Source organism: Microvirga zambiensis WSM3693 (assembly GCF_016735695.1).
Taxonomy (GTDB): Bacteria; Pseudomonadota; Alphaproteobacteria; order Rhizobiales; family Beijerinckiaceae; genus Microvirga; species Microvirga zambiensis.
On sequence record NZ_JAERQD010000003.1, the window covers coordinates 238085 to 261178 of the forward strand.

A 23094-nucleotide genomic window follows, 5' to 3' on the forward strand; every position below is an offset into this window, starting at 1 on the left:
TTTTGGGATTGATCCGATTTTCAATCCCCTAAGCGGCGCATCGTTCTACGCGGAAAACCGGGTCCACTTTTCCGCACGATGCGCCATTGTCTGGTAACCGGCGAGAAGGTCAATAGGCGAGGGTCAGCTATCGACCTGGGTCGTCTGTCCCGCCACGACCGCGGGAGCCGGCTTGCCGACACGCCGGCGCGCCTGAAACACCACCCGATCCGGATCGCGCTTGGGATTCTTCTTCCTCAGGATTTCCCTGAACTCGTCGCGGCGCTCGTGGATCGACGCAATCACGAGGCCCATCGGCACGCCGATATCGCTGAGGACCGCTTCGCTCAGCTGGAGGGACGCCTCGATGGTTTCCGGCACCGCATCGTCCACGCCGAGCTCGTAGAGCTGGGTGGCATGGCGTGCGTCGCGGGCGCGGGCCACGATGGTGATCTCGGTGCATTCCTGCCGTGCTGCAGTCACGACCGCCTCGATGGAGGAGAGGGTGTCGAGGGTGATGACGAGCGCGAGCGCCCGGTCGATGCCGCAGGCGCGCAGGAATTCAGGGTAGGATCCGTCGCCGTAGAAGACCGGCTTTCCGGCCTTCCGCTCCGCCGCGACGCGGGCGGGGTCGAGGTCGATGGCGAGGTAGGGTACCTTGTGGCGCTCCAACATGTCGCCGACGAGCTGCCCGACCCGGCCATAACCCGCGATAATGACGCGGCCGACCTCGTCGGAGGGCGGAGTGACGGTCACGACGGGGTCGAGCGGCCGGCGCACTTCGAGCTTGCGGCTCAGGCGCTGGCCGAGGCGTGCCAGGAGCGGGATGGCGACCATCGTCAGGGTCGTGACGAGAAGGAGGTTCTGGCCGATCCCGCCCGGCACGAGGCCCGCGATGATCGCCGCGCCCAGGATCACGAGACCGAACTCGCCGCCGGGGCCGAGGAGCAGCCCGGTCTCGGCCGATTCCGCAGTCGTGAGTCCGTAAGGGCGCCCGATCGTGACGATGGTAAGGCCCTTGATGATGATGACCGTCGCGGCAAGCGACAGGATCAAGAGCGGCGCTTCGAGGAAGCGGAACAGATCGAGGCTCATGCCGACCGAGACGAAGAAGACGCCCAGCAGCAGCCCCTTGAAGGGCTGGATCGTGACGTCGATGGCGCGGCGGTATTCCGTCTCGGACAGAAGGATGCCGGCGATGAACGCGCCCAGCGCCATGGACAGGCCGCTGACGGCGGCGATCACGCTGGTCACCAGGACGACGAGCAGGCAGGCCGCCATGAAGAGCTCGGGGCTCTTCGTCGCCGAGACGAGCTGGAAGAAGGGCCTCAGGATGAGGCGGCCGAGGCCGATGATCAGCACCAGCGCGATGCCGGCCTGCACCAACAGCACGGCGAAGGACGAGATCGTCACCTCGGGCTTGCTCGTATCGAGCACGGCGATCGCGAAGAGGATCGGCGCCACGAGCAGGTCCTGGAACAGCAATGCCGAGAAGCTGGCGCGTCCGGCCGCCGTGTTGAGCCGCTTCTGCTCCGCCAGCACAGGGATCACGATGGCGGTGGACGAAAGCGCCAGGGCCAGACCGACGATGGTCGCCGCTGTGACCGTCTCGACGGTTCTCAAGGCGTAGAGCGCGAGACCCAGAATGAAGGCCCCCAGAATTACCTGCAGCGAGCCGAACCCGAAAACGAGGCGCCTCAGGGTGCGCAGGCGCTGCCAGGACAATTCGATGCCGATGGTGAACAGCAGGAAGACCACGCCGAATTCGGCAAGGCGCGAAGTCCCCTCCGGATTGGTGAAGGTGATCCAGTTGATCCAAGGGTAGGCCGGAACCAGGCGCCCAAGTCCATAGGGTCCCAGCAACGCGCCTGCCGCCAGAAACCCCAGAACCGGGCTGATCCTGAGCCGGTGAAACAGGGGGACGACGATGCCTGCCGTTGCCAGAAAAAGAATGGGTTCCTGATAGGACTGCAGGTCTATCGCAGCGGCCATTGCTTCCTTCCGGTTGAAGTCATTGTGGTTCTACCGGCAAGCGGTGCGCAAGGGGTTAATGCCGCGCGGGCCGGAATGACGGGCGCGACATGAATGCATGGCGGGAGCGCTCGATGTTTTCCATCGTCATGGCCGGGCTTGTCCCGGCTATCCACGTCTTAAGGCGGCGAGGACGTGGGTCCCCGGAACAAGTCCGGGGATGACGGAGCGTAAAAGGAGGCCTGTCACCCCAACGTCGCCAGCGCCTGGGCCAGATCGGCCACCAGATCGTCCGGGTGCTCGATGCCGATGGAGACGCGGATGGTGGCATCCGAGACGCCGAGGCGGTCGCGGGTTGCTTTCGGCACGCCGGAATGGGTGGTGGAGGCGGGATGCGAGATCAGCGACTCGGTGCCGCCTAAGCTCACCGCGAGCTTGAACACCTGCAGCGCATTGAGCACCCGGAAGGCTTCCGCCTCGCCGCCCTTCACATCGAAGGAGAATGTGGAGCCTGGAGCGCTGCTCTGGGATTCGTAGACCTCCTTCGCCCGCGAACCTTCAGGCAGGTAGGCGAGGTGATGGACCTTCGCCACGCTCGGGTGCTCGTGCAGGAAGGCTGCCACGATCTCCGCATTGCGGTTCGCCGCGCTCATGCGGAGCGCCAGCGTCTCGAGCGAGCGGCCGATCATCCAGCAGGAATGGGGATCGAGCTGCGTGCCGATGGCCGAGCGCAGGAGACGCACGGTCTTCATCAGTTCCTTGCAGCCCAGGGCCGCACCGGCGATCAGGTCCGAATGGCCGCCGACATATTTCGTCAGCGAGTAGATCGAGATGTCGGCACCGTCCTTGAGCGGCTTCTGGAAGAGGGGGCCGAGCAGGGTGTTGTCGCAGGCGACCACCGGACGATGGCCCTGGGCGGCGCCGATCTCATCCGCGACGGTCTTGATCAGGGCGATGTCCACGAGGGTGTTGAGCGGGTTCGAGGGCGTCTCGATCATGACCACCGAGACGCGGCCCTTGGCCATCGCCTCCTTTGCGGCAGCCCTGATGCCGGCCGCATCGACACCGTCGCCGAAGCCGACGGCTCCGATGTTCATGTTGGCGAGAGTCTTGGCGATCAGGGTCTCGGTGCCGCCATAGAGCGGCTGCGAGTGCAGGATCGCGTCACCGGGTCTCGCGAAGGCCAGGATCGTCGTCGCGATGGCCGACATGCCGGAGGAGAACAGGAGGCCCGCCTCGGCCTCCTCGAAGATGGCGAGCCGGTCCTCGACGATCTCGGAATTGGGGTGATTGAAGCGGGAATAGACCAAGCCCGCGGCCTCTCCCTTTGGCGGCTCGCGCCGTCCCGCGACATAGTCGAAGAATTCCTTGCCGTGCTCGGCGCTGGTGAACACGAAGGTCGAGGTCAGGAAGACCGGGGGCTTCACAGCACCTTCCGACAGGGTCGGATCGTAGCCGTAGCCCAGCATCAGGGTTTCGGGCTTCAGCTTGTGATTGCCGATTCGGTCCTTGTGATAGCGGTTATGAGCCATAGGTGATGTTCCTCCCGTTTGTTTGTGATGGGCTTACCTTATGAGGGCGATTGCCGAAAGGTGGGGTCACGACATAGGGTCGGGATTGTCGGAAGGAAGGGTGGGAATGGTGCGCTTTGCCGGGACTGAGACCTATGTGGCCACCGAGGACCTGACGGTCGCCGTCAATGCCGCCATCACCCTGGAGCGTCCGCTCCTGGTGAAGGGCGAACCGGGAACGGGCAAGTCGGTTCTGGCGGAGGAGATCGCCGGAAGCCTGAACGCGCCGCTGATCACCTGGCACATCAAGTCGACCACCAAGGCCCAACAGGGGCTCTACGAATACGATGCGGTTTCGCGCCTGCGCGACAGCCAGCTCGGCGACCCGCGCGTGTCGGATATCCGCAACTACATCAAGCGCGGCAAGCTGTGGGAAGCCTTCGCCTCGGACGTGCGTCCGGTGCTGCTGATCGACGAGATCGACAAGGCGGATATCGAGTTCCCGAACGATCTCCTGCTCGAACTCGACCGCATGGAGTTCTTCGTCTACGAGACCGGCGAGACCGTGAAGGCTGCCCGCCGCCCCATCGTCGTCATCACCTCCAACAACGAGAAGGAGCTGCCGGACGCCTTCCTGCGCCGCTGCTTCTTTCATTACATCAAGTTTCCGGATGCGGAGACCATGGCCCGGATCGTCGAGGTGCATTATCCCGGCATCAAGCACCGCCTGGTCGAGGAGGCACTCAAAATCTTCTTCGACGTGCGGGAGGTCCCAGGCCTTCGGAAGAAACCATCCACGTCCGAGCTGCTCGACTGGCTCAAGCTCCTGCTCTCCGAGGATATCGGCCCCGAGAAATTGCGCGAGCGCGACACCCGCAAGCTGATTCCGCCGCTTCATGGAGCGCTGTTGAAGAACGAGCAGGACGTGAGCCTGTTTGAGAAGCTGGCCTTCATCGCCAGGCGGGAAGGGCGCTGATGCTCCGCCTCCTGCTCCTCCGCCACGCCAAGGCCGCCTGGCCCGGCGGCGTGCTCGATCTCGACCGGCCCCTCGCCAAGCGCGGGCAGGAGGCCTCCCTCGTGATGGGCGACTACCTGAAGAAGGAACGGCTCCTGCCCGACCTCGTCGTCGTCTCGCCGGCGCGGCGGACGCACGAGACCTGGGAGCGAGTGCAGCCGATCATCGGCGAGATCGCGATGCGAACCGACGGGCGGATCTACGAGGCGCCGGTCGGACGCCTCCTTGAGGTTGTGCGCGACGTGGAGCCAGGGATCCGCACGCTCATGTTGATCGGCCACAATCCCGGCTTCGAGGAACTCGCCAAGCTCCTGATCGGCGAGGGCGACATGGATGGGATCCTGCGCCTCGGCCAGAAATATCCGACCGCCGGCCTCGCCGTGATCGATTTCACCCTTGAGAGCTGGAGCGATGTCGCGCGGAAATCCGGCCGCCTCGAACGCTTCGTGACGCCCAAATCTCTGGGCAACGGCGAGGACGATTAACCCTTCGGGAATTCGAGATAGAGCAGCTCCTCGTCGTAGAAATTGTCGCCGACCCGGATCGCCTTGCGCTCGATGCCGTAGGGCTTGAAGCCGAGGCCGTGATAGGTGCGCCGGGCGCCCTCGTTGACGAGGCTGACGGCGGCTTCGAGCACGATGACATGGCGGGAGGCATGATCGATCACCTGCCGCACGAGGGCCTGTCCGACCTTCTGCCTGCGCCATTCCGGCTTCACGTAGACGCCCCACATCACGCCCTTGTGGCGGGCCTTCATCCGGTCGTAGACGGCAAATCCCGCCATGCCGACGAGTTGCTCGCCCGAATAGGCCCCGAAAATGGCGTTGGGGCCGGAGGAGGGGATCCGATCCCGCACCGTCTCGAGCGATAGGGTGGCCTCTTCCTCGAAGCTGGACAGGAAGGCCTCGGGGCTGCCTGCGAGGGCCTCCAGTCGCAGGTTTTGCAGGATCTGCGCGTCTGATGGATCGAAGGTGCGGATGGAAATGGCGGACATGATCACTCTCGGATGGCGAGGCGGGCCATTCGTGAAGCTCTCCCGCCGGACGGTCAAGCGGCAGGATCGGCTTGTCCTCCATCAAGGGTTGGCAGCGAACCCATCGGCCCTACCATCGTTCTGCCTGAAACCTTCCCGATTGTGCCCTGCCGAAGCGGGGGCGGATCTTCACCATGGTGCCTCAGACTTTTCTTGCGCTCGTCCTCGCGGTGCGCGCCCTTCTGCCGAACGACTCCGCTGGGAAAGACGCAGGATCGGCGCGGCCGATCGACGAGGCGAAAAGCGTGCAGGCGCATTACGAGCCGGAGGCTCGCGCGGTGTCGAACTGGCGCCATGAGGCGATGGATGCGCTGGAGCCGAAGCCTGTCATCGCCATGGCGGCGCTGTTCCGGGCCGAGCGCCCTTTCGTCACCCGCTGCGTCAAGCTCAACAATTACTGGTGCATCAAGAGCGCGCGCTGGAACGGCGAGCTCGCCACCGACGGCGAAGGCCATGTGGGCTTCGTTTCCGCCGATCACGGGGCAGATGCGGCGGCAACCCTGCTGCGGCGCTACTATCTCGAATTCAACCGCAAATCCGCCCTCGACATCGTCCGCCGCTGGGCGCCCGCCGAGTGCAATGTCGCGACCGGGATCGGCGGCATTGCGGTGCTGGCGGTGAGGGGCATCGGCGGGACAGTGCGGGCCCAATATCTCGCCTCGCGCAGGCGGGGAGGGGCCGTGCGCTATACGGCGAAGGCCGGTCCCGGCGGCCGGCCGGGCCGGGTGTCGATGGTGATCCCCCTGACGTCGAAGACGCCGCAATACCGGGTGCCGAGCATCGCGGAGGGCATGGGCGAGAAGCCGAAGCCGGCCAAGCCCTCGCAACCCGCTGTCGCGACCCGCAGCAAGCCGGCTGCTGCACCTGCCAAAGCTGTCGCGGCTGCGCCGCAGGCCGCACCAAAGGTCCAGGTCGCTTCCGCTTGTCCTTCGGAGGAGCAGCGCCACCGCAACTATGCGAGCCGGATGGTCGAGGGAATTGGTTTGAACCCAACCGACGACCTGAAACTCTTCGCGTCCGACGGCACGCCCCAGCCCAACCTCACCCATGTGATGCTCGCCATGTCGGCCTTCGAGCTGGGCGTCCTGCGGGCGAGCCCGGACCTCGTGGAGGGTGCCATCGCCCGAGCGGTCGCGCGGCTCAAGGAGAATACGAAGGCCGAGATGGGCCGGGGTGCTCCGGCAAGCGTGGAGCGGTAAGCCGCCTTGCACGTTAGGAAGGCAAGCCCCACCTACAAGCTTGGCTTGAGAGCATTAGGTTCATCTTCGTGTCCGTCATCACCGATCTCGCCTCCCGCGCCGGGTCTGCGGCGCAGTCGCTCTGGGAGGCCTCCGGCCAGCTGATCCAGCCCTCCCTCCGTCTCGGCGTCACGGGTCTCGCCCGGTCGGGCAAGACGGTGTTCACTACGGCGCTCGTCCATCACCTGATCCGCGGCACGAACCTTCCCGCCTTCCGGGCTTCCGCCGAGGGCCGCATCCGGCGGGCGCATCTGGCGCATCAGCCCGACGATGCTGTGCCGCGCTTTCCTTACGAAGAGCATATGGCGGCGCTCACCGAGAGCCGCCGCTGGCCGCAATCCACCAACCGGATCAGCGAGTTGCGGGTCGATGTTGAGTATGAGCGCAAGTCAGGCTGGCGCACCGGGCCGGCCTCGCTTGCCCTCGACATCGTCGATTACCCGGGCGAGTGGCTTCTCGACCTCGCGCTCCTCGATGCCGGCTATGCGGAATGGTCTCGCCAGACCGTCGAGGCGAGCCGAAAGCGCGATCGGGCCGCTTCCGCCGGTCGATGGCATGAGGCCCTGAAAACTCTCGATCCGTCAGGCGCTTCCGACGAGATGCTTGCCTCCAAGGCGAGCGAGGCCTTCAAGGATTATCTCACCGCGCTCCGGGCCGGATCCGAGGCCGTGGCGACCACGCCGCCGGGGCGCTTCCTGATGCCGGGCGACCTTGCCGGCTCGCCCGCGCTCACCTTCGCTCCCCTCGACCTGCCACAGGGCCAGCCGATCGCGCCGGGGAGCTTCGCCGCGCTGATGGAGCGGCGTTTCGAGGCCTACAAGACCCATGTGGTCAAGCCGTTCTTCCGCGATCATTTCCAGCGCATCGACCGCCAGATCGTGCTCGTGGATGTGCTTGCCGCCATCGATGCCGGACCTGTGGCGCTCGCCGAGCTGGAGGAGGCTCTCGACCAGGTGCTGATGTCTTTCCGGATCGGGCGCAACTCGATCCTGTCCCGCCTGTTCTCGCCCCGGGCCGACCGGGTCCTGTTCGCGGCGACCAAGGCGGATCATATCCACCACACCGATCACGACCGGCTCGACGCGATCCTTCGCCTTCTCGTGAACCGTGCCTCGCGCCGCACCGAGGCGGCTGGAGCCAGAGTAGGAACCGTCGCACTGGCGTCCGTGCGCGCCACCCGCGAGACCACGATACGCGAAGGCCGTGAGACCTTGCGCGCCGTCGCCGGCGTGCCGGAGGCGGGCGAGCGGGTCGGGGATGAGATCTTCGACGGGGAGACGGAAGCCGCGATCTTTCCGGGCGAACTGCCCGAGACGCCGGAGGCCGTGTTTCAGGGCGCGATCCCGCCCGGCTCGTTCCGGTTCCCGCGCTTCCGGCCGCCGAAGCTGCCGGTCGATGCAGCCGGCCGCACGGCCAAGATGCCTCACATCCGCTTGGACCGCGCGCTTGAATTCCTGCTGGGGGACCGTTTCGCATGAGCCGCCAACCTCGCGCCTATCGCCTCGACGATCCGAACGTTACCGCCGGAGCGGTGCAGGTGACGGAGGAGCCCTTCGACGCCATCGAGGCCGCCGACGGCGTCGTGGTGCCGATGGGCGAAAAGCGTCGCGCGCCCTGGGTCGGCATCCTGCTCTCCGCCTTGTCGGGACTGCTGCTGCTCGGGCTCGGGCTCGCGGTCGAGAACCTGATCGTCGATCTTTATTCCATCGCGCCTTGGCTCGGCTGGGTAGCTCTCGGGCTCGCGATCCTGGCCATCCTCGCCTTTCTTGCCATCGTCGGCCGAGAGATCGCCGGCATCTGGCGCGAGCAGAAGATCGAGCACCTGCGCGAGGCCGCCATCGATGCGCTTGCCGTGAAGGATCACAAGGCCGCCAAGGGCATCGTCTCCGATCTCATCGGCCTTTATGGCGGCCGGGCTGCGTCCGCCCAGGGAAGCGCCCGCCTGAAGGGCCTGACCGACGAGATCATCGACGCCGACGACCGCCTCGCCATCGCCGAGCGGGAGCTTCTCGCCCCCCTCGATGTCCAGGCCAAACGGGCGATTGCCGGTGCGGCGAAGCAGGTCTCCCTCGTCACGGCGGTGAGCCCCCGCGCCATCGTCGACGTCGCCTTCGTGATCTTCGCGGCGGTGCGCCTCCTGCGGACTCTGTCGCGAATCTATGGCGGGCGGCCTGGATTGTTCGGCTTCCTGCGCCTCGCCAAGGCGGCCTTCAACCATCTCGCGGTTACCGGCGGCATGGCAGTCGGCGACAGCCTGATGCAGCAGGTCCTCGGGCTCGGGCTCGCCGCCCGCATTTCGGCCAAGCTAGGGGAGGGCGTGCTGAACGGGTTGATGACCGCCCGGTTCGGTCTCGCGGCGCTCTCCGTCTGCCGTCCGCTGCCCTTCATCCGCGAGGAGACGCCGAAGATCGGCGACGTCGCCGGAGAGCTGATCAGCCGGGCGGAAGCGGCAGCCGGTTGAGGGTGCGGCAAATCGTTCAACCCCAATCCGTCCAAGGCGCAAAAGAGGGACCCGGGCGTCTTAGACAAATCGATGACGCTTAATATCGTTGTCGCCGTCCCTGCTTGCCTATATAGGGGCGCCACGGTTCATCGGGGAAGAACGGCTGAACATGACAGACATCGTGATTGATGAGGGTTATCGTCCGACAGAAGACGAGCCCTTCATGAATGAACGGCAAAGGGAGTATTTCAGGCGCAAGCTGATCCGTTGGAAGCACGACATCCTCAAAGAGGCTCAGGAAACTCTCGCCACCTTGCAGAGCGAGAACGAGAATCATCCTGACCTCGCGGATCGCGCCTCCTCGGAAACGGATCGCGCCATCGAGCTCCGCGCTCGCGACCGCCAGCGCAAGCTCATTGCCAAGATCGATGCCGCGCTCGCGCGGATCGAGGACGGCTCTTATGGCTATTGCGAGGAAACCGGAGATCCGATTTCCCTCAAGCGCCTCGAGGCTCGCCCCATCGCAACGCTTTCGCTCGAGGCGCAGGAGCGCCACGAGCGGAACGAGCGGGTCTATCGGGACGACTGACGCTTCCTGCTAGAAAAATCGAAAGGGCTCCGCTTGCGGAGCCCTTTTTGTTTTGTCGCTTTGCTTATCGGGAGGCGAGGGGCCTCCTCAGCCCTTTTTGCCCGGATCGAGCGGCCGGCCGAGCAGGCGGGCGAATTCCGCCTCTATATCCTCGACGGAGAACGGATCCGTCGGCTTCTGCTGGGCGGACGGCGCTTCCTTGGCTTGCGGCGGTAGCGGGGCCGCTGCGGGTTGTGGAGTCGGGACCGGGCGGATCGGTTCGGGAGCCGGCATGGGCTCCGCCACCTTCTCCTCGGCACGCTCTTCCTCGAACGTCTCCTCTTCCTCGGTCACCGGCTCCGCATCGGCGGGGGTCGATTCGAGAATCTCCTCTTCCTTGATCTCCTCGTGACCGACGACCGGAGCCACGACAGGAGTTGGCGGCACCGGAGGCGGGACGGGGATCGAGGGCCGCTTCAGGGCCTCTTCGAGCTGCTTGGCCATGTCCGAGAGAAGGCCTGCATCGGGAGCGGGACGCTCCGAGGGGGCAGGGCGCACCTCAGGTGCCGGCTGCGGCGGGCGGACAGGTTCCGGCGGCATGGGCGGTGCCGGCGGCACCGGTGTCGCGCGGGACTGGAACGGGGGAGGCGTGAAGGTCGGGCGCGGTTCGGGGCGCTCCACCACGGGGATCGGGGCCGGCGAAGGGCTTTGCTCAACCGGATTGCGTGCCTCGGCGCGCAGGGCCTGGATGGTGGGAGCCGCGGAGACAGCGACGGCATCGGGCTTCAGGACCGGCTCCGGATGGGCCGGGATCGGGGCACTCACCTTCGCGACCGGCGAGAGCTCCTCGTCCATATCCGATTCCTCTGACGGGCGGCGGACGAAGGTGCCGAGCTGGGCGGCGAGCTGGCTCTCGATGGAGGGCCGCCCATTGCTCTCGACTTGCGGCGCCCGTACGGGAGGCTGGTCGAGGGTCGGCTCGAAGCGCTCCGCGCCCGTGTCGTTCGAGGGGGCCTGGATCCGGGCGCCGGCGACGCGGACGATGTTGGTCTCGATCACCACGTCGTTAGGGCCGCCGATCAGCAGCAGATGCTCGACATTGTCCCGCCGGAGCAGGAGAAGCTGCCGTTGCCGGTCGAGATCGTAAACATCGACGATGCCGAGCCGGGGCTGGCGGCTGCGGCTGCGGTCGCCGCTGCCCGGCATCATCAGACGCGCACCAGTCAGCTTTCGGAAGACCACACCGAAGAGCACGAGCAGGACCAGGATGATCGCGAAGGCGATCGCAAATTGAACGGCCCGGGACGCTTCGATACCAAAAAGAGATGACACGTTGAACTCTCAAGCGTTGTGCTGGCCGTTGCAGGCCAAGTCTGTGTTGGTTGTACCACATTGACCGCCAAAGCCAGCAGCAAGGTTAATGAATGGTTAACGGGCGCCGGCTTCAGCACATGATCCGTGGGCGAGGAACGGTCCTCGAGGATCCGTCCAAGATGGGGCTGTTCACGCCTTCATCAAGAAAAATAGGGATTTCCTATGGCAAGAGGTCCCGCAGATCCTGTCGCGTCCCCTACGAACCCTTGCTTTCGCTCGCCGCGAAGCCTTAGAGGTCGATCAATAATTGGCGTGTAGAATGGTCGGCAGGGAGCGATCGGCTCGTCATGGCACGGCCGCCTCCGTTGAGGATAATGATATTCCATGGCTTATGAGGGCGACACGCCAAAGGGGTCGGCTATCGACCGTTCCGACCGTCACGGCCATATCGGATGGGTGCTGCTTCTCGCCGGCATCCTCGTCGGCGCGACCCTCAGCGTCCGTTTTCTCGCCACGGAGCATGCACAGCTCCTGATCCTCGGCCTGCTGGCCTTCTTCGCGATGGCCGGGGTGTTCTACCTCTTCGCCACGGCGATCGGCGTCGTTCAGTTTTCAGGGCAGACAGCGCGCAACGATATCACCAAGCTCATGGCGGATACGTCCAGCGACGGGCTCGTGGCGATCGAGGACGACGGGCGCGTCACTTATGCCAATGAGGCCTATCTGTCCTTTGCCGGTTTGCAGGGCGGGGAGGTGCGCTCAGTCGAGCGCCTGTTCATGGGCGCGCCGGAAGTGTCCGAGGCGATCTATCGTCTCGCCCAGGCCGCGCGCGAGCATCGCACCGGCTCCGAGGAGATCCGCCTGTCGCCTGCCTTGAACGGAGCGCAGGAGTTCGGCTGGTATCGCGTTCGCGTGCGCCCCGTGCCGCGCCCCAACGGCCGCCAGGCGGCACTTTGGACGATCCGTGAAGTGACGCACGAGCGGGAGCGCCAGGAGAACGTCTTCCAGGAACTCCAGCACGCCATCGACTATCTCGATCATGCACCTGCCGGGTTTCTTTCAGTCGATGCCGGCGGCTCCATCGTCTATCTGAACGCGACGCTCGCCTCCTGGCTCGATTACGACCTCGCGACGGTCGGTTCCGGCGGACTGAACCTTTCCGACATCGTCCCGCGCGACGTGGTGTCGATGATGACCTCTTTCTCGGGCGAGGCTGGAAGCGTGCGCACCGAGACCTTCGACCTGGACCTGCGCCGCCGCAACGGCCAGTTCCTGCCCGTGCGCCTCTATCACCGCATCGCTTTCGGTCAGGATGGGCGCATGGGCGCGTCCCGCACGCTCGTTCTCAACCGCTCGGCCGGCGGCGAGGTCGACGAGGGGCAGCGCGCCGCCGAAGTGCGTTTCGCGCGCTTCTTCAACAATACGCCGATCGCCATCGCCACGGTCAATCACAGCGGCCGCATCGTTCACGCCAACGCGCCGTTCTCGAAGCTGTTCGGCTCGCTTCCCCGCACAGGCGATCAGGGAGCGGAGGGGCCCGCCATTCTCGATGTCTTCCGTGAGCGCGGCGCGATCGAGGCCGCGCTGAAGGCAGCGGCGGAGAACAAGGGCGATATTCCGCCCCTCGAATTGCAGACGGCCGGCGAGAATGCAGGCTCCGTCCGCGTCTGGGTGACGCCGGTCGGCGATACCGGTGCGGATGGCGAGACGGCAATCCTCTACGCGCTCGACACCACCGATTTCCGCAAGGTGGAGGAGCAGCTCGCCCAGTCGCAGAAGATGAATGCTGTCGGCCAGCTCGCCGGCGGCGTGGCGCACGACTTCAACAACGTGCTGCAGGCGATCATCGGCTACAGCGACCTGCTGCTCGCCAATCATCGCCCGACCGATCCGTCCTTTCAGGACATCATGCAGATCAAGCAGAACGCCAACCGGGCTGCGGGTCTAGTGCGGCAGCTGCTTGCCTTCTCCCGCCGCCAGACCCTGCGGCCGGAAGTGCTCAATCTCAACGATCAGCTCTACGATCTCTCCATGCTGCTCAAGCGCCTTCTCGGAGAGCGCGTGGCGTTGGATCTCAATCACGGCCGCGACCTCTGGTTCGTGAAGGCGGATGTGAACCAGTTCGAGCAGGTGGTGGTGAATCTCGCGGTCAACGCGCGCGATGCGATGGCGGACGGCGGCAAGCTCGCGATCCGCACCGGCAACGTGTCCGCCGCCGAGGCCGCACGGCTGAATGTGAGCGGCATCCCGGCGGCGGACTACGTCGTCGTCGAGGTCTCCGATACCGGCTCGGGCATGACCTCGGACGTGCTGGAAAAGATCTTCGAGCCGTTCTTCACCACCAAGGAAGTGGGCAAGGGCACCGGCCTCGGCCTCTCGACCGTGTTCGGCATCGTGAAGCAGTCCGGCGGCTATATCGACGTGGATTCGAAGCCGGGCGAGGGAACCACTTTCCGCATCTATCTGCCGCGGCACATCCCGGAGGTCCAGGAGACGCCGGAAGAGGCAAAGCCCGAGGCAGCGGTCCGAAAGCCGGCCGCCGACATGACGGGGCAGGGCACCATCCTTCTCGTCGAGGACGAGGATCCCGTGCGGGCCGTGAATGCCCGGGCGCTCTCCGCCCGCGGCTATACGGTGCTCGAGGCTGCCTCGGGCATCGAGGCGCTCGAGATCATCCAGGAGCGTGGCGCACCGGTCGATCTCGTCGTGTCCGACGTGGTGATGCCGGAGATGGACGGCCCGACGCTCCTCGGCGAGTTGCGCAAGCTCTACCCCGATCTCAAGGTGATCTTCGTCTCCGGCTATGCGGAGGAAGCCTTCCGCAAGAATCTGCCGGAAGGGGAGGAGTTCAACTTCCTGCCCAAGCCCTTCAGCCTGCGCCAGCTCGTCGAGACCGTGAAACAGGTCATCGGGCAGTAGAGCCGGACAGAAAAGGAGCCGGTTTCACCTGTGTGAAACCGGCTCTCCTCTTTCAGATGACGAAGAAGTCGCCCGCGAAGAGCTGATTGCCGCCCTCGGCAAAATTCACGGTCGCCAGAAGAACGGGCGCGAAGGCGCCGCCTGTGCCATCGGAATCGAAGAAGAGCTGCCTTACATCCTGCACGAAGATGAACTGCGCGCTGGCACTGCTCGCCGCCGCCGGTCCCGTCGCGAGATTTCTGATCTCGGACGATGTGACGCCGGCGCCGATATTGAAGACGTCGTTGTCGATCAGCAGACTGTCGCCGTCGGTATTGCGAAAGACGCTGTTGAACGTATCCGGGCCATTGTTCAGCTCCAGTTGCAGCAGCTCCTGCCCGAATCCGCCCGCATTCAGCGTGTCGGCTCCCGCGCCGCCTTTCAGAATGGTCGTCGTGCTCGAGCCGGCGCCATTCAGCGTGTCGTTTCCGCCGCCGCCATCTGCCGTTCCGCCGTCCCGCGCCGTCAGGGTGTCGGCAAAGCTGGAGCCGATGACGCTTTCGACCGCCGAGTAGGTGTCACCGGTCGCCGCGCCTCCAGACGTGCCGAGCTGAAGGTTGACCGTCACGCCCGCGGTCGCGTCGGAATAATCGACCGTATCGGTTCCAATCCCGCCATCGACCACGTCCGCATCGCCGTCTGCCCCAGGGGCGAGGCGATCATCGCCGGCGCCGCCTATCAGCACATCCGCTCCGATCCCGCCGGAAAGCACATCGTCGCCGTCACCGCCGTCGAGATTGTCGGTGCCGGCTTCCCCGTTCAGGGAGTCGTTTCCGGCACCGCCAGTGAGCGCGTCGTTGCCATCCCCGCCGTTCAAAACGTCGTTACCCACGCCGCCGTCGAGCGTGTCGTTGCCGAGGCCGCCGGACAGGAAATCGATCCCGTCGCCGCCGCTGAGGAGGTCATCGCCGATGCCGCCGGAGAGGGAATCGTCGCCCTGGCCGCCGAACAGGGAATCGTTGCCTTCCCCACCATTCAGGGTGTCCTGACCGGTTCCGCCTTCGAGCCGATCATTGCCGTCGCCGCCATTGAGGCGGTCGTTGCCTAACCCGCCCAGCAGACGGTCGTTGCCGTCGCCGCCGTCGAGGCGGTCATTGCCGGAGCCGCCGTCAAGCGTGTCCCGGCCATCGCCGCCGATGAGACGGTCGTTGCCCGCGTCTCCGAACAGCCGGTCGTTGCCGTCGCCGCCGTCGAGACGGTCGTTTCCATCCCCGCCGACAAGTCGATCGTTGCCGGTCAGGCCAAGGAGGGAGTCGTTGCCGCCAAAACCGAAAATGACATCGGAGCCGTTCGTGCCGATGAGTGAATTCCGCCGGCCATCTCCTCTGATCGTCGCCATGCTCGTTTTCTCCCGGTGCAATGCCCTGTCACGGGCAGCCGAAAAGCGCAGGAAATCCTTACGCGCCAAGGAAAAGTATCTGCCCGCCGGCAGTGGGGCGGTAATCCCCTTCGGGATATGAGCCGGAAAGAGGTGCGCGAGCACACAGACGCCGTTTCAGGGCGGAACCGTGAGGCAGGTCGTTCGGCGGGGACGATTCACGAAATCGGCGTCCGGAATTGCGGCGTCCACGCCGGTTTCGAGCGGATGCGGCATGCTCCGTTTGATTGCCCTAAGGGCAGGGAACAGGAGCGGGAGCGCGCGATTGGGAGCGCCTCGGGTCAGAGGGGTTAAGCTGCTGTTTTAAAAGTGCTTTAACCATGCGACATCATGGCTTGTGCGAGGAGATGTGAATTCCTGAATGAGAACGAAAAAAGAACTTGCGGGCGAGAACAAAGTAAGTACATATATTTCCTCAACACCGCGTTGAGATTCAACTCCCCTCCGTGCCATAAGGATGTCCGGTCATGTCACAGTCCTCCTTGAGACTGGTGGAAAGCTCATCAATGGATAAAGATAAATCGAAAGCTCTCGACGCGGCGCTCTCCCAGATCGAGCGTGCCTTCGGCAAGGGCTCGATCATGCGGCTCGGCAAAGGCCAGCAGCCGGTAGAAATCGAGACCGTCTCGACGGGTTCGCTAGGCCTCGACATCGCGCTCGGCGTGGGCGGTCTGCCCCGCGGCCGCATCATCGAGATCTACGGTCCGGAATCCTCCGGCAAGACCACGCTCGCCCTGCACACCATCGCCGAGGCCCAGAAGAAGGGCGGCGTCTGCGCCTTCGTCGACGCCGAGCACGCGCTCGATCCGGTCTATGCCCGCAAGCTCGGTGTCAGCCTGGACGATCTCCTGATCTCCCAACCCGACACGGGCGAGCAGGCCCTCGAGATCGCCGATACGCTCGTGCGCTCCGGCGCGGTCGACGTGCTCGTCATCGACTCGGTGGCGGCGCTGACCCCGAAGGCCGAGCTCGACGGCGAAATGGGCGACGTGCAGCCGGGCCTTCAGGCCCGCCTCATGAGCCAGGCCCTGCGCAAGCTCACCGGCTCGATCTCCCGGTCGAAGACGATGGTGATCTTCATCAACCAGATCCGCATGAAGATCGGCGTCATGTACGGCTCGCCGGAGACCACCACGGGCGGCAACGCGCTGAAATTCTATGCCTCCGTGCGCCTCGACATCCGCCGCGTCTCGACCCTGAAGGACCGCGACGATCCGATCGGCAACTCGGTGCGCGTGAAGGTGGTCAAGAACAAGGTCGCGCCGCCCTTCAAGCAGGTCGAGTTCGACATCATGTTCGGCGAGGGCGTGTCCAAGGTGGGCGAGCTCATCGATCTCGGCGTCAAGGCCGGCATCGTCGAGAAGTCGGGCGCCTGGTTCTCCTATGACAGCCAGCGCCTCGGCCAGGGTCGCGAGAATTCGAAGCAGTTCCTGCGCGACAACCCCGAGGTTGCCGACAAGATCGAAGGCCTCATCCGTCAGAATGCCGGCTTGCTCGCCGATCGCATCCTGGAGCAGGCCACCCCGACAGCCGACGATCTCGACGAGGGCTCCGCAGAATAATGCCTGGCCCGGATCGGCGGGATCCGGTGATCCGATAAGGCCATGCACGAAAGAGGTTTGCTCTCCTTCAAGGGCAAAGAGAGGCCGTCGCGAGAGATCGCGGCGGTCTTTTCGTTTACTCCCTCTCCCGGGTGGGAGACGGTTGGGGTGTGGGCAGGCCGGTATCGGATGAGGCGCAGACACCGGCTCGGCTTTCGGGAGTCGGGGGCTTCCCCGTCAAGGACACACCCTCACCCCTGGCCCCGCTCCGATCCGGGAGAGGGAAACGCCTTTCTGGATTAGACGACACGCCGCCTCGACAGGGCCGGCGCGGACGGCTAAAACCGGCCACCATCATACCTTTTCGGGCCCTGAAAAGCCCTTACCCGAAGTTTGAGAACCCATGAGCGGCGTCAACGAAATCCGGTCGGCCTTCCTCGATTACTTTGCCAAGAACGGCCATGAGGTCGTGGCGTCGAGCCCCCTCGTGCCGCGCAACGATCCGACCCTGATGTTCACGAATGCCGGCATGGTGCAGTTCAAGAATGTCTTCACGGGCATCGAGAAGCGCCCCTACAGCACGGCGACGTCGTCGCAGAAATGCGTGCGCGCCGGCGGCAAGCACAACGATCTCGACAATGTGGGCTACACCGCGCGCCACCACACCTTCTTCGAGATGCTCGGCAACTTCTCCTTCGGCGATTACTTCAAGGAGCGGGCCATCGAGCTCGCCTGGAACCTGATCACCAAGGAATTCGACCTGCCGAAGGACAAGCTGCTGGTCACCGTCTATCACACGGACGACGAGGCGGCCGACCTGTGGAAGAAGATCGCCGGTTTCTCGGATTCCAAGATCATCCGCATCCCGACCTCCGATAATTTCTGGCAGATGGGCGATACCGGCCCCTGCGGCCCGTGCTCGGAGATCTTCATCGACCAGGGCGAGAGCCTCTGGGGCGGCCCTCCCGGCAGCCCGGAGGAGGACGGCGACCGGTTCCTCGAGTTCTGGAACCTCGTCTTCATGCAATACGAGCAGATCGAGCCCGGCAACCGCATCGCCCTGCCGAAGCCCTCCATCGATACCGGCATGGGCCTGGAGCGCGTCTCGGCGATCCTGCAGGGCGTGCATTCGAACTACGATACGGATCTGTTCCGCACCCTCATCGAGGCGGTGGCCCATGCCACCGGCGTGGCGCCGGAGGGCGAGCGCAAGGCCTCGCACCGGGTGATCGCCGACCACCTGCGCACCTCCTGCTTCCTCGTCGCCGACGGCGTTCTGCCGTCGAACGAGGGTCGCGGCTACGTGCTCCGACGCATCATGCGCCGCGCCATGCGCCATGCGCAGCTTTTGGGCGCCAAGGAGCCGCTCATGTACCGCCTCGTCCCGGCTCTCGTGCGCGAGATGGGGCAGGCCTATCCTGAGCTCATCCGCGCCGAGGCGCTGATCACCGAGACCTTGAAGCTGGAAGAGACCCGCTTTCGCAAGACCCTGGAGCGCGGCCTCATCATCCTCGACGAGGAAACCCGCGAACTCGCGAAGGGCCAAAGCCTCTCCGGCGACACGGCCTTCACCCTCTACGACACCTACGGCTTCCCGCTCGACCTGACGCAGGATGCGCTCAAGCCCCGCGGCATCGGCGTCGACACGGACGCCTTCGATGCCGCCATGCAGCGCCAGCGCGAGAAGGCGCGCGCGGCCTGGTCCGGCTCGGGCGAGGCGGCGACGGAGACCGTGTGGTTCGGCGTCAAGGAGCGCACCGGCGCCACCGAGTTTTTGGGCTACGACACCGAGACCGCCGAAGGCATCGTCCTCGCGCTGTTGAAGGACGGCCAGGAGGTGGCGGAGCTCAAGGCCGGCGAGACCGGCCTCGTGGTGCTCAACCAGACCCCGTTCTATGGCGAATCCGGCGGCCAGGTCGGCGATACCGGCGTGATGCAGGGCGAGGGCGCGCGCGTCTTCGTGACCGGCACCGAGAAGAAGCTCGGCGACCTGTTCGTGCACCGCGTCACCGTCGAGCACGGCTCCCTGAAGCTCAATCAGTCGCTGGAGCTGATCGTCGATCACGAGCGCCGCTCGGCCGTGCGCTCCAACCATTCGGCGACCCATCTGCTGCACGAGGCTCTGCGCCAGGTGCTCGGCGATCACGTCGCCCAAAAGGGCTCGCTCGTCGCCCCCGACCGCCTGCGCTTCGACTTCAGCCACCCGAAGCCCATCGACGAAGCCGAACTCGCCAGGGTCGAGGAGATCGCCAACAAGGTGCTGCTGCAGAACGAGCCGGTCGTCACGAAGCTCATGGCGGTGGACGAGGCGATCGAGTCCGGCGCCCGCGCGCTGTTCGGCGAGAAATACGGCGACGAGGTCCGCGTGGTCTCCATGGGCACCGGCGAGGCCAACAGGGCGTTCTCCATCGAGCTCTGCGGCGGCACGCATGTGAACCGCACCGGCGATATCGGCGTCGTCACCATCGTCGGCGAGAGCGCGGTGGCGGCCGGCGTCCGCCGTCTCGAAGCAATGACGGGCGAGGCTGCCCGCCGTCATCTCACGGATGAAAGCCGCCGCCTGCGCGAGGTCGCGGGCCTGCTGAAGACCCCGGTCGACGAGGTCTCGGCGCGCCTGGCCGCTCTTCTCGAAGAGCGCCGCAAGCTGGAGCGCGATCTCGCCGAGGCCCGCCGCAAGATCGCCATGGGCGGCGGTTCTGCGGGCGGGGACGATCCGGTCAAGGACGTGGCCGGCATCAAGCTGATGGCGCGCGCGGTTACCGGCGTCGAGATGAAGGATCTCAAGAGCCTCGCCGACGAGGGCAAGAAGCGTCTCGGCTCCGGGGTCGTCGCCATCGTCGGCGTCGCCGAGGACGGCAAGGCCGGAATCGTGGTCGGCGTCACCGAGGATCTGACCGCGAAGGTCGATGCGGTCGCGCTGGTGCGCGTCGGCTCGGAAAAGCTCGGCGGCAAGGGCGGCGGCGGCCGCCGCGACATGGCCCAGGCCGGCGGCCCCGACGGCGCCCAGGCCGAGGCGGCGCTCGCCGCCATCGAGGCGGCGCTGGCGGCTGCTTGAGACACGCGTCATCCCGGACGGTGCAGGCCGATCCGGAGTGACCGCAAAATATTCTGACGTCATGGCCGGGCTTGTCCCGGCCATCTCGCTTTTATGAGGCTCAGCGTCTCTCGTATCGAGATCACCGGCACAAGGCCGGTGACGACGTCGAGGAGGTTGCCCTCAATCGTGATCCGGATGCTGCCGCGAGGCCATCTTCTCCAGCTCCTCCGGCGAGGCGTTGTCGTCCGTCCGCTCGCCGGGCAGGGTGTGCAGCGTCTCGAAGGCAGGCAGTTTGCTCTCGAGGCCGTATTGGATCTCCGGCGTCACCCGGCCCGGCTCGTCGAGGCTGCCGATGGAAACGCTGATGCGGTCGTTCTCCAGATAGGAATAGGTGAGCGGCGTCCCGCAATCCCGGCAGAAGCCGCGCTCGGCCGCTTCCGAACTCCTGAAGATTCCGGGCTGCCCCGTCGTCCAGACCAGATCCTTGCGCGGCACGCCGGTGAGCGGCGCGAAATAATTGCCGAAGGCCTTCTGGCACATGCGGCAATGGCAGATGCTGGCATGGGTCGGCTCGGACATCAGCGCATAGCGAACGGCGCCGCACTGGCAGCCGCCGGTCATGACTGACTTCGTGGCATTGGTCATGGTATTTTCCCTTGTCTCGATCGATCAGCTAGATCCAAAGGCTCCGGTATCAACATGGCCGGTCGAATCGTCTGGCCGGATGCTGAGGGCTTACGCAAATGATCCACTGTTGCGTCGGTTCCTCAACCTTTTCGAAAGTGCCGATGTGATCCGGCCCGATGAATCCGCTGTGCCTTCGCAAAGCCGCCCTTCACCGGCCCGCCGGCTGCTCGTGATTCATAACCCGACCGCCGGGCGCGGCGAGCGTCGACGACTGGCCGAGATCCTGAACGCACTCCGCAAGGAGGCGGTCCAGGTCGAGCTGCAGGCAACGGCGAGCGCCGGCGATGCCGAGCGGGTAGCGCGGGATTGCGGTTCCGATATCGACCTTCTGGTGGTGGCCGGAGGCGACGGCACGATCAACGAGGCGATCAACGGCCTGATGACACGGGAGGGGGTATCGGTGCCGGCGCTCGGGATCGTCCCCATCGGCACGACCAATGTGCTGTCGCGGGATCTGCGCATTCCGAAACAGGCCGAAGCGCTGGCGCAACTCCTCGCCCATGGACGAACCCGGGATATCCATGTGGGCCGCGCGAACGGGCGATACTTTGCGCTCATGTGCGGGGTCGGGATGGATGCGCATATCGTCGACCGCACCAGCCTTCGCCTGAAGAAGCGGATCGGCAAGCTGGCCTATGTTTTCCAGGGCCTGCGCGAACTCGTCTCGGGCGTGCCGCGGCGCTACCTCGTCGAGATCGACGGATCGGAGAGGGTGGAGGCAGCCTCCGTCATCGTGGCTAAGAGCCGGTTCTATGGCGGCGAGTTCCTGCTCGCGCCAAAGGCTGATCTCGGCAAGCCGGAATTCCAGGTCTGCCTCTTTCTGCGCGGAGGACGGCTGAGCACGCTCCTCTACATCATCGGCATGGGCATCGGCCATCTCGACCGCGTGCCGGGCTATCGCATCGTTGCGGCACAGCATGTCCGCATCATCGGCCATGACGGCGACCCGGCACAGCTCGACGGAGACTGCCGAGGCTGCCTCCCGCTCGAGATCGGTTTGGGCGAACGTCCACTATCCGTGATCGCGCCGTGAGGCAGGTGATTGGTCAAGACGTGTCTAGGATGGCGGCGTCCAGGCGTATTGAGGCAGGGCAAACCACAATCCACCCGGATCCTCGTCCTGCGCGCCGTTTGCGAGCCATTCGCGGATGACGTTCTCGATGATTTCCTCAGGGCGTGAGCCATACCGGCGTTCCACGATCCAGTCATGCGGTCCATCAGCTCCCCCGCCGATAACCGGCACCGCACCGCGCGACAGGATCTCGGCGATGCAGCGGCGGACATAATCTGTCAGCGCATCGCCTTCGAGATCAAAGCCTTGACGCCCTCCTGGCACGATCTGCCACATACCGACAGCATCGACAGGCAGTTCATTGGCGACCTGAACGATGTAATCGCCCATCGTCTCACCCGATCTCTTTTCGCGCGGTTCATCACTCATTTCTTATGCACCTTGTCACCATTATTGATCGCTGGGTGACTTGTCTGAATGACATCGATGGTCATGCCATTCTGTTCACTTCTTCTAAGTCCGAAGACAGAGCCGTCCTGTCTTCGATACCACAAGCCGCGATAACCGACCGGGGCTGGAACTGGCCGAGCCCCCAAGCTTAAGGTATCCAGCAAGTCCCTGAATTCCGCTTGGCTGACCGTTCGGGTGCCGATCGAGGCACGGCCTTCGCGAGTTCCTATCAAAGACCCATGAGGCGTAAATGCCTCATGCAGAGGTCGCGCCGGGGGCTCTCGTGCACCCAGCTCCCTCAAACGCGCAGCCGCCTGCTGTGCTTCCGACTGGTTCGCCAGGATGCGTCCCTCAACGCCCTCATACATGCTGGGTGTGGGTTTCCAGGAGGGATCCCGTCGCTGCACCTCGCGCACCAGCGCGCGGGCCTGAGCGGCGGTTATGTCCAGGCGTGCCTCTTGCGCCGGTGTGACCGCGTGCGCCCGGCCGCCGATGATCCGGTGTCCGACCGGAAGACGGCGCGGCCTGAGCTGGGCATATTCCGAGCGAGGTCCGTTCGCGCTGCTACCTCCGCCGCTCCATTGGCCGCCATCGGAATTGCCGGCAGGGACCCTCGGCTGGTTCGGACTGTATTGCTTGAGCGCTCTGAAAACGCGCAGCTGTCGGAGTTCCAGTTGTGCGACGGCAAATGCATGGCGAATCTGCAGCAAAGCACTTCGTGAATCGGATGGTCGAAATATTCGGCAACATTCTCGTTCAACATGATATATCGTTAGAACAAAATGAGAGCATTGTCGAGCTTGCGGCCGTCGGGAGATGCATGCAGCAAAAAGCCCGGCTTTTGGCCGGGCTTTTCAACATCGCAAAGCGTGAGGGGCTTTCTCTTAAGCCGCCATCGCCTTCTTGAGGTTCTCGTCGATCTTGTCGAGGAAGCCGGTGGTGGAGAGCCACTTCTGCTC

The 23094-nt window shown here is 65.0% G+C and carries 18 protein-coding genes; 10 read left to right on the forward strand and 8 right to left on the reverse strand.

The window, feature by feature from the left end:
- Positions 1-123: 123 nt before the first annotated feature.
- Both JKL46_RS04595 and JKL46_RS04600 read right to left on the reverse strand, forming a co-directional pair.
- Entirely contained in the window at positions 124-1971 is a 1848-nt protein-coding gene (locus JKL46_RS04595) for a cation:proton antiporter domain-containing protein (RefSeq protein WP_201830230.1), read from the reverse strand.
- Between the two features lie 224 nt (positions 1972-2195).
- Positions 2196-3482: a cystathionine gamma-synthase family protein gene (locus JKL46_RS04600; RefSeq protein WP_201830231.1), complete on the reverse strand. Its 1287-nt coding sequence runs from the start codon at positions 3480-3482 to the stop codon at positions 2196-2198.
- A gap of 109 nt (positions 3483-3591) precedes the next feature.
- Between JKL46_RS04600 and JKL46_RS04605 the strand changes: the two genes are divergently transcribed.
- Both JKL46_RS04605 and JKL46_RS04610 read left to right on the forward strand, forming a co-directional pair.
- Complete coding sequence (locus tag JKL46_RS04605; protein WP_201830278.1) at positions 3592-4437, forward strand: AAA family ATPase; 846 nt, start codon at positions 3592-3594, stop codon at positions 4435-4437.
- A complete protein-coding gene (locus JKL46_RS04610; protein ID WP_201830232.1) occupies positions 4437-4961 on the forward strand; it encodes a SixA phosphatase family protein in 525 nt (174 codons plus the stop codon). The genes JKL46_RS04605 and JKL46_RS04610 overlap by 1 nt, the downstream gene beginning before the upstream one ends.
- Here the strand turns inward: JKL46_RS04610 and JKL46_RS04615 are convergent.
- Complete coding sequence (locus tag JKL46_RS04615) at positions 4958-5470, reverse strand: GNAT family N-acetyltransferase (RefSeq protein WP_201830233.1); 513 nt, start codon at positions 5468-5470, stop codon at positions 4958-4960. The two genes, JKL46_RS04610 and JKL46_RS04615, sit on opposite strands and share 4 nt — an antisense overlap.
- Before the next feature lie 173 nt (positions 5471-5643).
- Here JKL46_RS04615 and JKL46_RS04620 point away from each other — a divergent pair, with 173 nt between their 5' ends.
- From JKL46_RS04620 to dksA, 4 genes are all read left to right on the forward strand, one after another.
- The gene (locus JKL46_RS04620; RefSeq protein WP_201830234.1) at positions 5644-6708 is read left to right on the forward strand and encodes a hypothetical protein; all 1065 of its coding nucleotides are present in this window, start codon (positions 5644-5646) and stop codon (positions 6706-6708) included.
- 68 nt (positions 6709-6776) lie between these two features.
- Entirely contained in the window at positions 6777-8225 is a 1449-nt protein-coding gene (locus tag JKL46_RS04625) for a YcjX family protein (RefSeq protein ID WP_201830235.1), read from the forward strand.
- The gene (locus JKL46_RS04630) at positions 8222-9208 is read left to right on the forward strand and encodes a YcjF family protein (protein ID WP_201830236.1); all 987 of its coding nucleotides are present in this window, start codon (positions 8222-8224) and stop codon (positions 9206-9208) included. The genes JKL46_RS04625 and JKL46_RS04630 overlap by 4 nt, the downstream gene beginning before the upstream one ends.
- A 151-nt stretch (positions 9209-9359) precedes the next feature.
- A complete protein-coding gene (gene dksA / locus JKL46_RS04635) occupies positions 9360-9779 on the forward strand; it encodes an RNA polymerase-binding protein DksA (protein WP_009489488.1) in 420 nt (139 codons plus the stop codon).
- 87 nt (positions 9780-9866) lie between these two features.
- On the opposite strand, the gene JKL46_RS36240 is transcribed toward dksA, so the two are convergent.
- A complete protein-coding gene (locus tag JKL46_RS36240) occupies positions 9867-11090 on the reverse strand; it encodes a hypothetical protein (RefSeq protein WP_343074015.1) in 1224 nt (407 codons plus the stop codon).
- Between the two features lie 366 nt (positions 11091-11456).
- On the opposite strand from JKL46_RS36240, the gene cckA reads away from it, so the two are divergent.
- Positions 11457-13991 (forward strand): cell cycle histidine kinase CckA, encoded by a 2535-nt coding sequence (cckA, locus tag JKL46_RS04645; RefSeq protein WP_201830237.1) that lies wholly within the window; start codon positions 11457-11459, stop codon positions 13989-13991.
- A gap of 52 nt (positions 13992-14043) precedes the next feature.
- On the opposite strand, the gene JKL46_RS04650 is transcribed toward cckA, so the two are convergent.
- Complete coding sequence (locus JKL46_RS04650; protein ID WP_201830238.1) at positions 14044-15369, reverse strand: calcium-binding protein; 1326 nt, start codon at positions 15367-15369, stop codon at positions 14044-14046.
- A 506-nt stretch (positions 15370-15875) separates the two neighbouring features.
- On the opposite strand from JKL46_RS04650, the gene recA reads away from it, so the two are divergent.
- Positions 15876-16970 carry a recombinase RecA gene (gene recA / locus JKL46_RS04655; protein ID WP_201830239.1) on the forward strand — a complete coding sequence of 365 codons (1095 nt, stop codon included), beginning with the start codon at positions 15876-15878 and terminating at the stop codon, positions 16968-16970.
- A 382-nt stretch (positions 16971-17352) separates the two neighbouring features.
- Entirely contained in the window at positions 17353-20004 is a 2652-nt protein-coding gene (alaS, locus tag JKL46_RS04660) for an alanine--tRNA ligase (protein ID WP_201830240.1), read from the forward strand.
- 162 nt (positions 20005-20166) lie between these two features.
- Here the strand turns inward: alaS and JKL46_RS04665 are convergent, their stop codons facing one another.
- Positions 20167-20631, reverse strand: coding sequence for a GFA family protein (locus tag JKL46_RS04665; protein WP_201830241.1), 465 nt, complete (start codon positions 20629-20631; stop codon positions 20167-20169).
- Positions 20632-20800: 169 nt separating this feature from the next.
- On the opposite strand from JKL46_RS04665, the gene JKL46_RS04670 reads away from it, so the two are divergent.
- Positions 20801-21706 carry a YegS/Rv2252/BmrU family lipid kinase gene (locus JKL46_RS04670; RefSeq protein ID WP_201830242.1) on the forward strand — a complete coding sequence of 302 codons (906 nt, stop codon included), beginning with the start codon at positions 20801-20803 and terminating at the stop codon, positions 21704-21706.
- A 24-nt stretch (positions 21707-21730) separates the two neighbouring features.
- On the opposite strand, the gene JKL46_RS04675 is transcribed toward JKL46_RS04670, so the two are convergent.
- Both JKL46_RS04675 and JKL46_RS04680 read right to left on the reverse strand, forming a co-directional pair.
- The gene (locus JKL46_RS04675; protein WP_201830243.1) at positions 21731-22114 is read right to left on the reverse strand and encodes a hypothetical protein; all 384 of its coding nucleotides are present in this window, start codon (positions 22112-22114) and stop codon (positions 21731-21733) included.
- The gene (locus JKL46_RS04680; protein ID WP_246529143.1) at positions 22111-22845 is read right to left on the reverse strand and encodes a hypothetical protein; all 735 of its coding nucleotides are present in this window, start codon (positions 22843-22845) and stop codon (positions 22111-22113) included. The genes JKL46_RS04675 and JKL46_RS04680 overlap by 4 nt, the downstream gene beginning before the upstream one ends.
- Between the last annotated feature and the right edge of the window lie 249 nt (positions 22846-23094).

Bases quoted from the DNA above. Each gene is read 5' to 3' on its own strand.
- JKL46_RS04665 (WP_201830241.1), bottom strand. From the start codon at position 20,631: ATGACCAATGCCACGAAGTCAGTCATGACCGGCGGCTGCCAGTGCGGC.
- JKL46_RS04595 (WP_201830230.1), bottom strand. From the start codon at position 1,971: ATGGCCGCTGCGATAGACCTGCAGTCCTATCAGGAACCCATTCTTTTT.
- JKL46_RS04600 (WP_201830231.1), bottom strand. From the start codon at position 3,482: ATGGCTCATAACCGCTATCACAAGGACCGAATCGGCAATCACAAGCTG.
- recA (WP_201830239.1), top strand. From the start codon at position 15,876: ATGTCACAGTCCTCCTTGAGACTGGTGGAAAGCTCATCAATGGATAAA.
- JKL46_RS04675 (WP_201830243.1), bottom strand. From the start codon at position 22,114: ATGAGTGATGAACCGCGCGAAAAGAGATCGGGTGAGACGATGGGCGAT.
- JKL46_RS04615 (WP_201830233.1), bottom strand. From the start codon at position 5,470: ATGTCCGCCATTTCCATCCGCACCTTCGATCCATCAGACGCGCAGATC.
- JKL46_RS04630 (WP_201830236.1), top strand. From the start codon at position 8,222: ATGAGCCGCCAACCTCGCGCCTATCGCCTCGACGATCCGAACGTTACC.
- JKL46_RS04610 (WP_201830232.1), top strand. From the start codon at position 4,437: ATGCTCCGCCTCCTGCTCCTCCGCCACGCCAAGGCCGCCTGGCCCGGC.
- alaS (WP_201830240.1), top strand. From the start codon at position 17,353: ATGAGCGGCGTCAACGAAATCCGGTCGGCCTTCCTCGATTACTTTGCC.
- dksA (WP_009489488.1), top strand. From the start codon at position 9,360: ATGACAGACATCGTGATTGATGAGGGTTATCGTCCGACAGAAGACGAG.
- JKL46_RS04650 (WP_201830238.1), bottom strand. From the start codon at position 15,369: ATGGCGACGATCAGAGGAGATGGCCGGCGGAATTCACTCATCGGCACG.
- cckA (WP_201830237.1), top strand. From the start codon at position 11,457: ATGGCTTATGAGGGCGACACGCCAAAGGGGTCGGCTATCGACCGTTCC.
- JKL46_RS04620 (WP_201830234.1), top strand. From the start codon at position 5,644: ATGGTGCCTCAGACTTTTCTTGCGCTCGTCCTCGCGGTGCGCGCCCTT.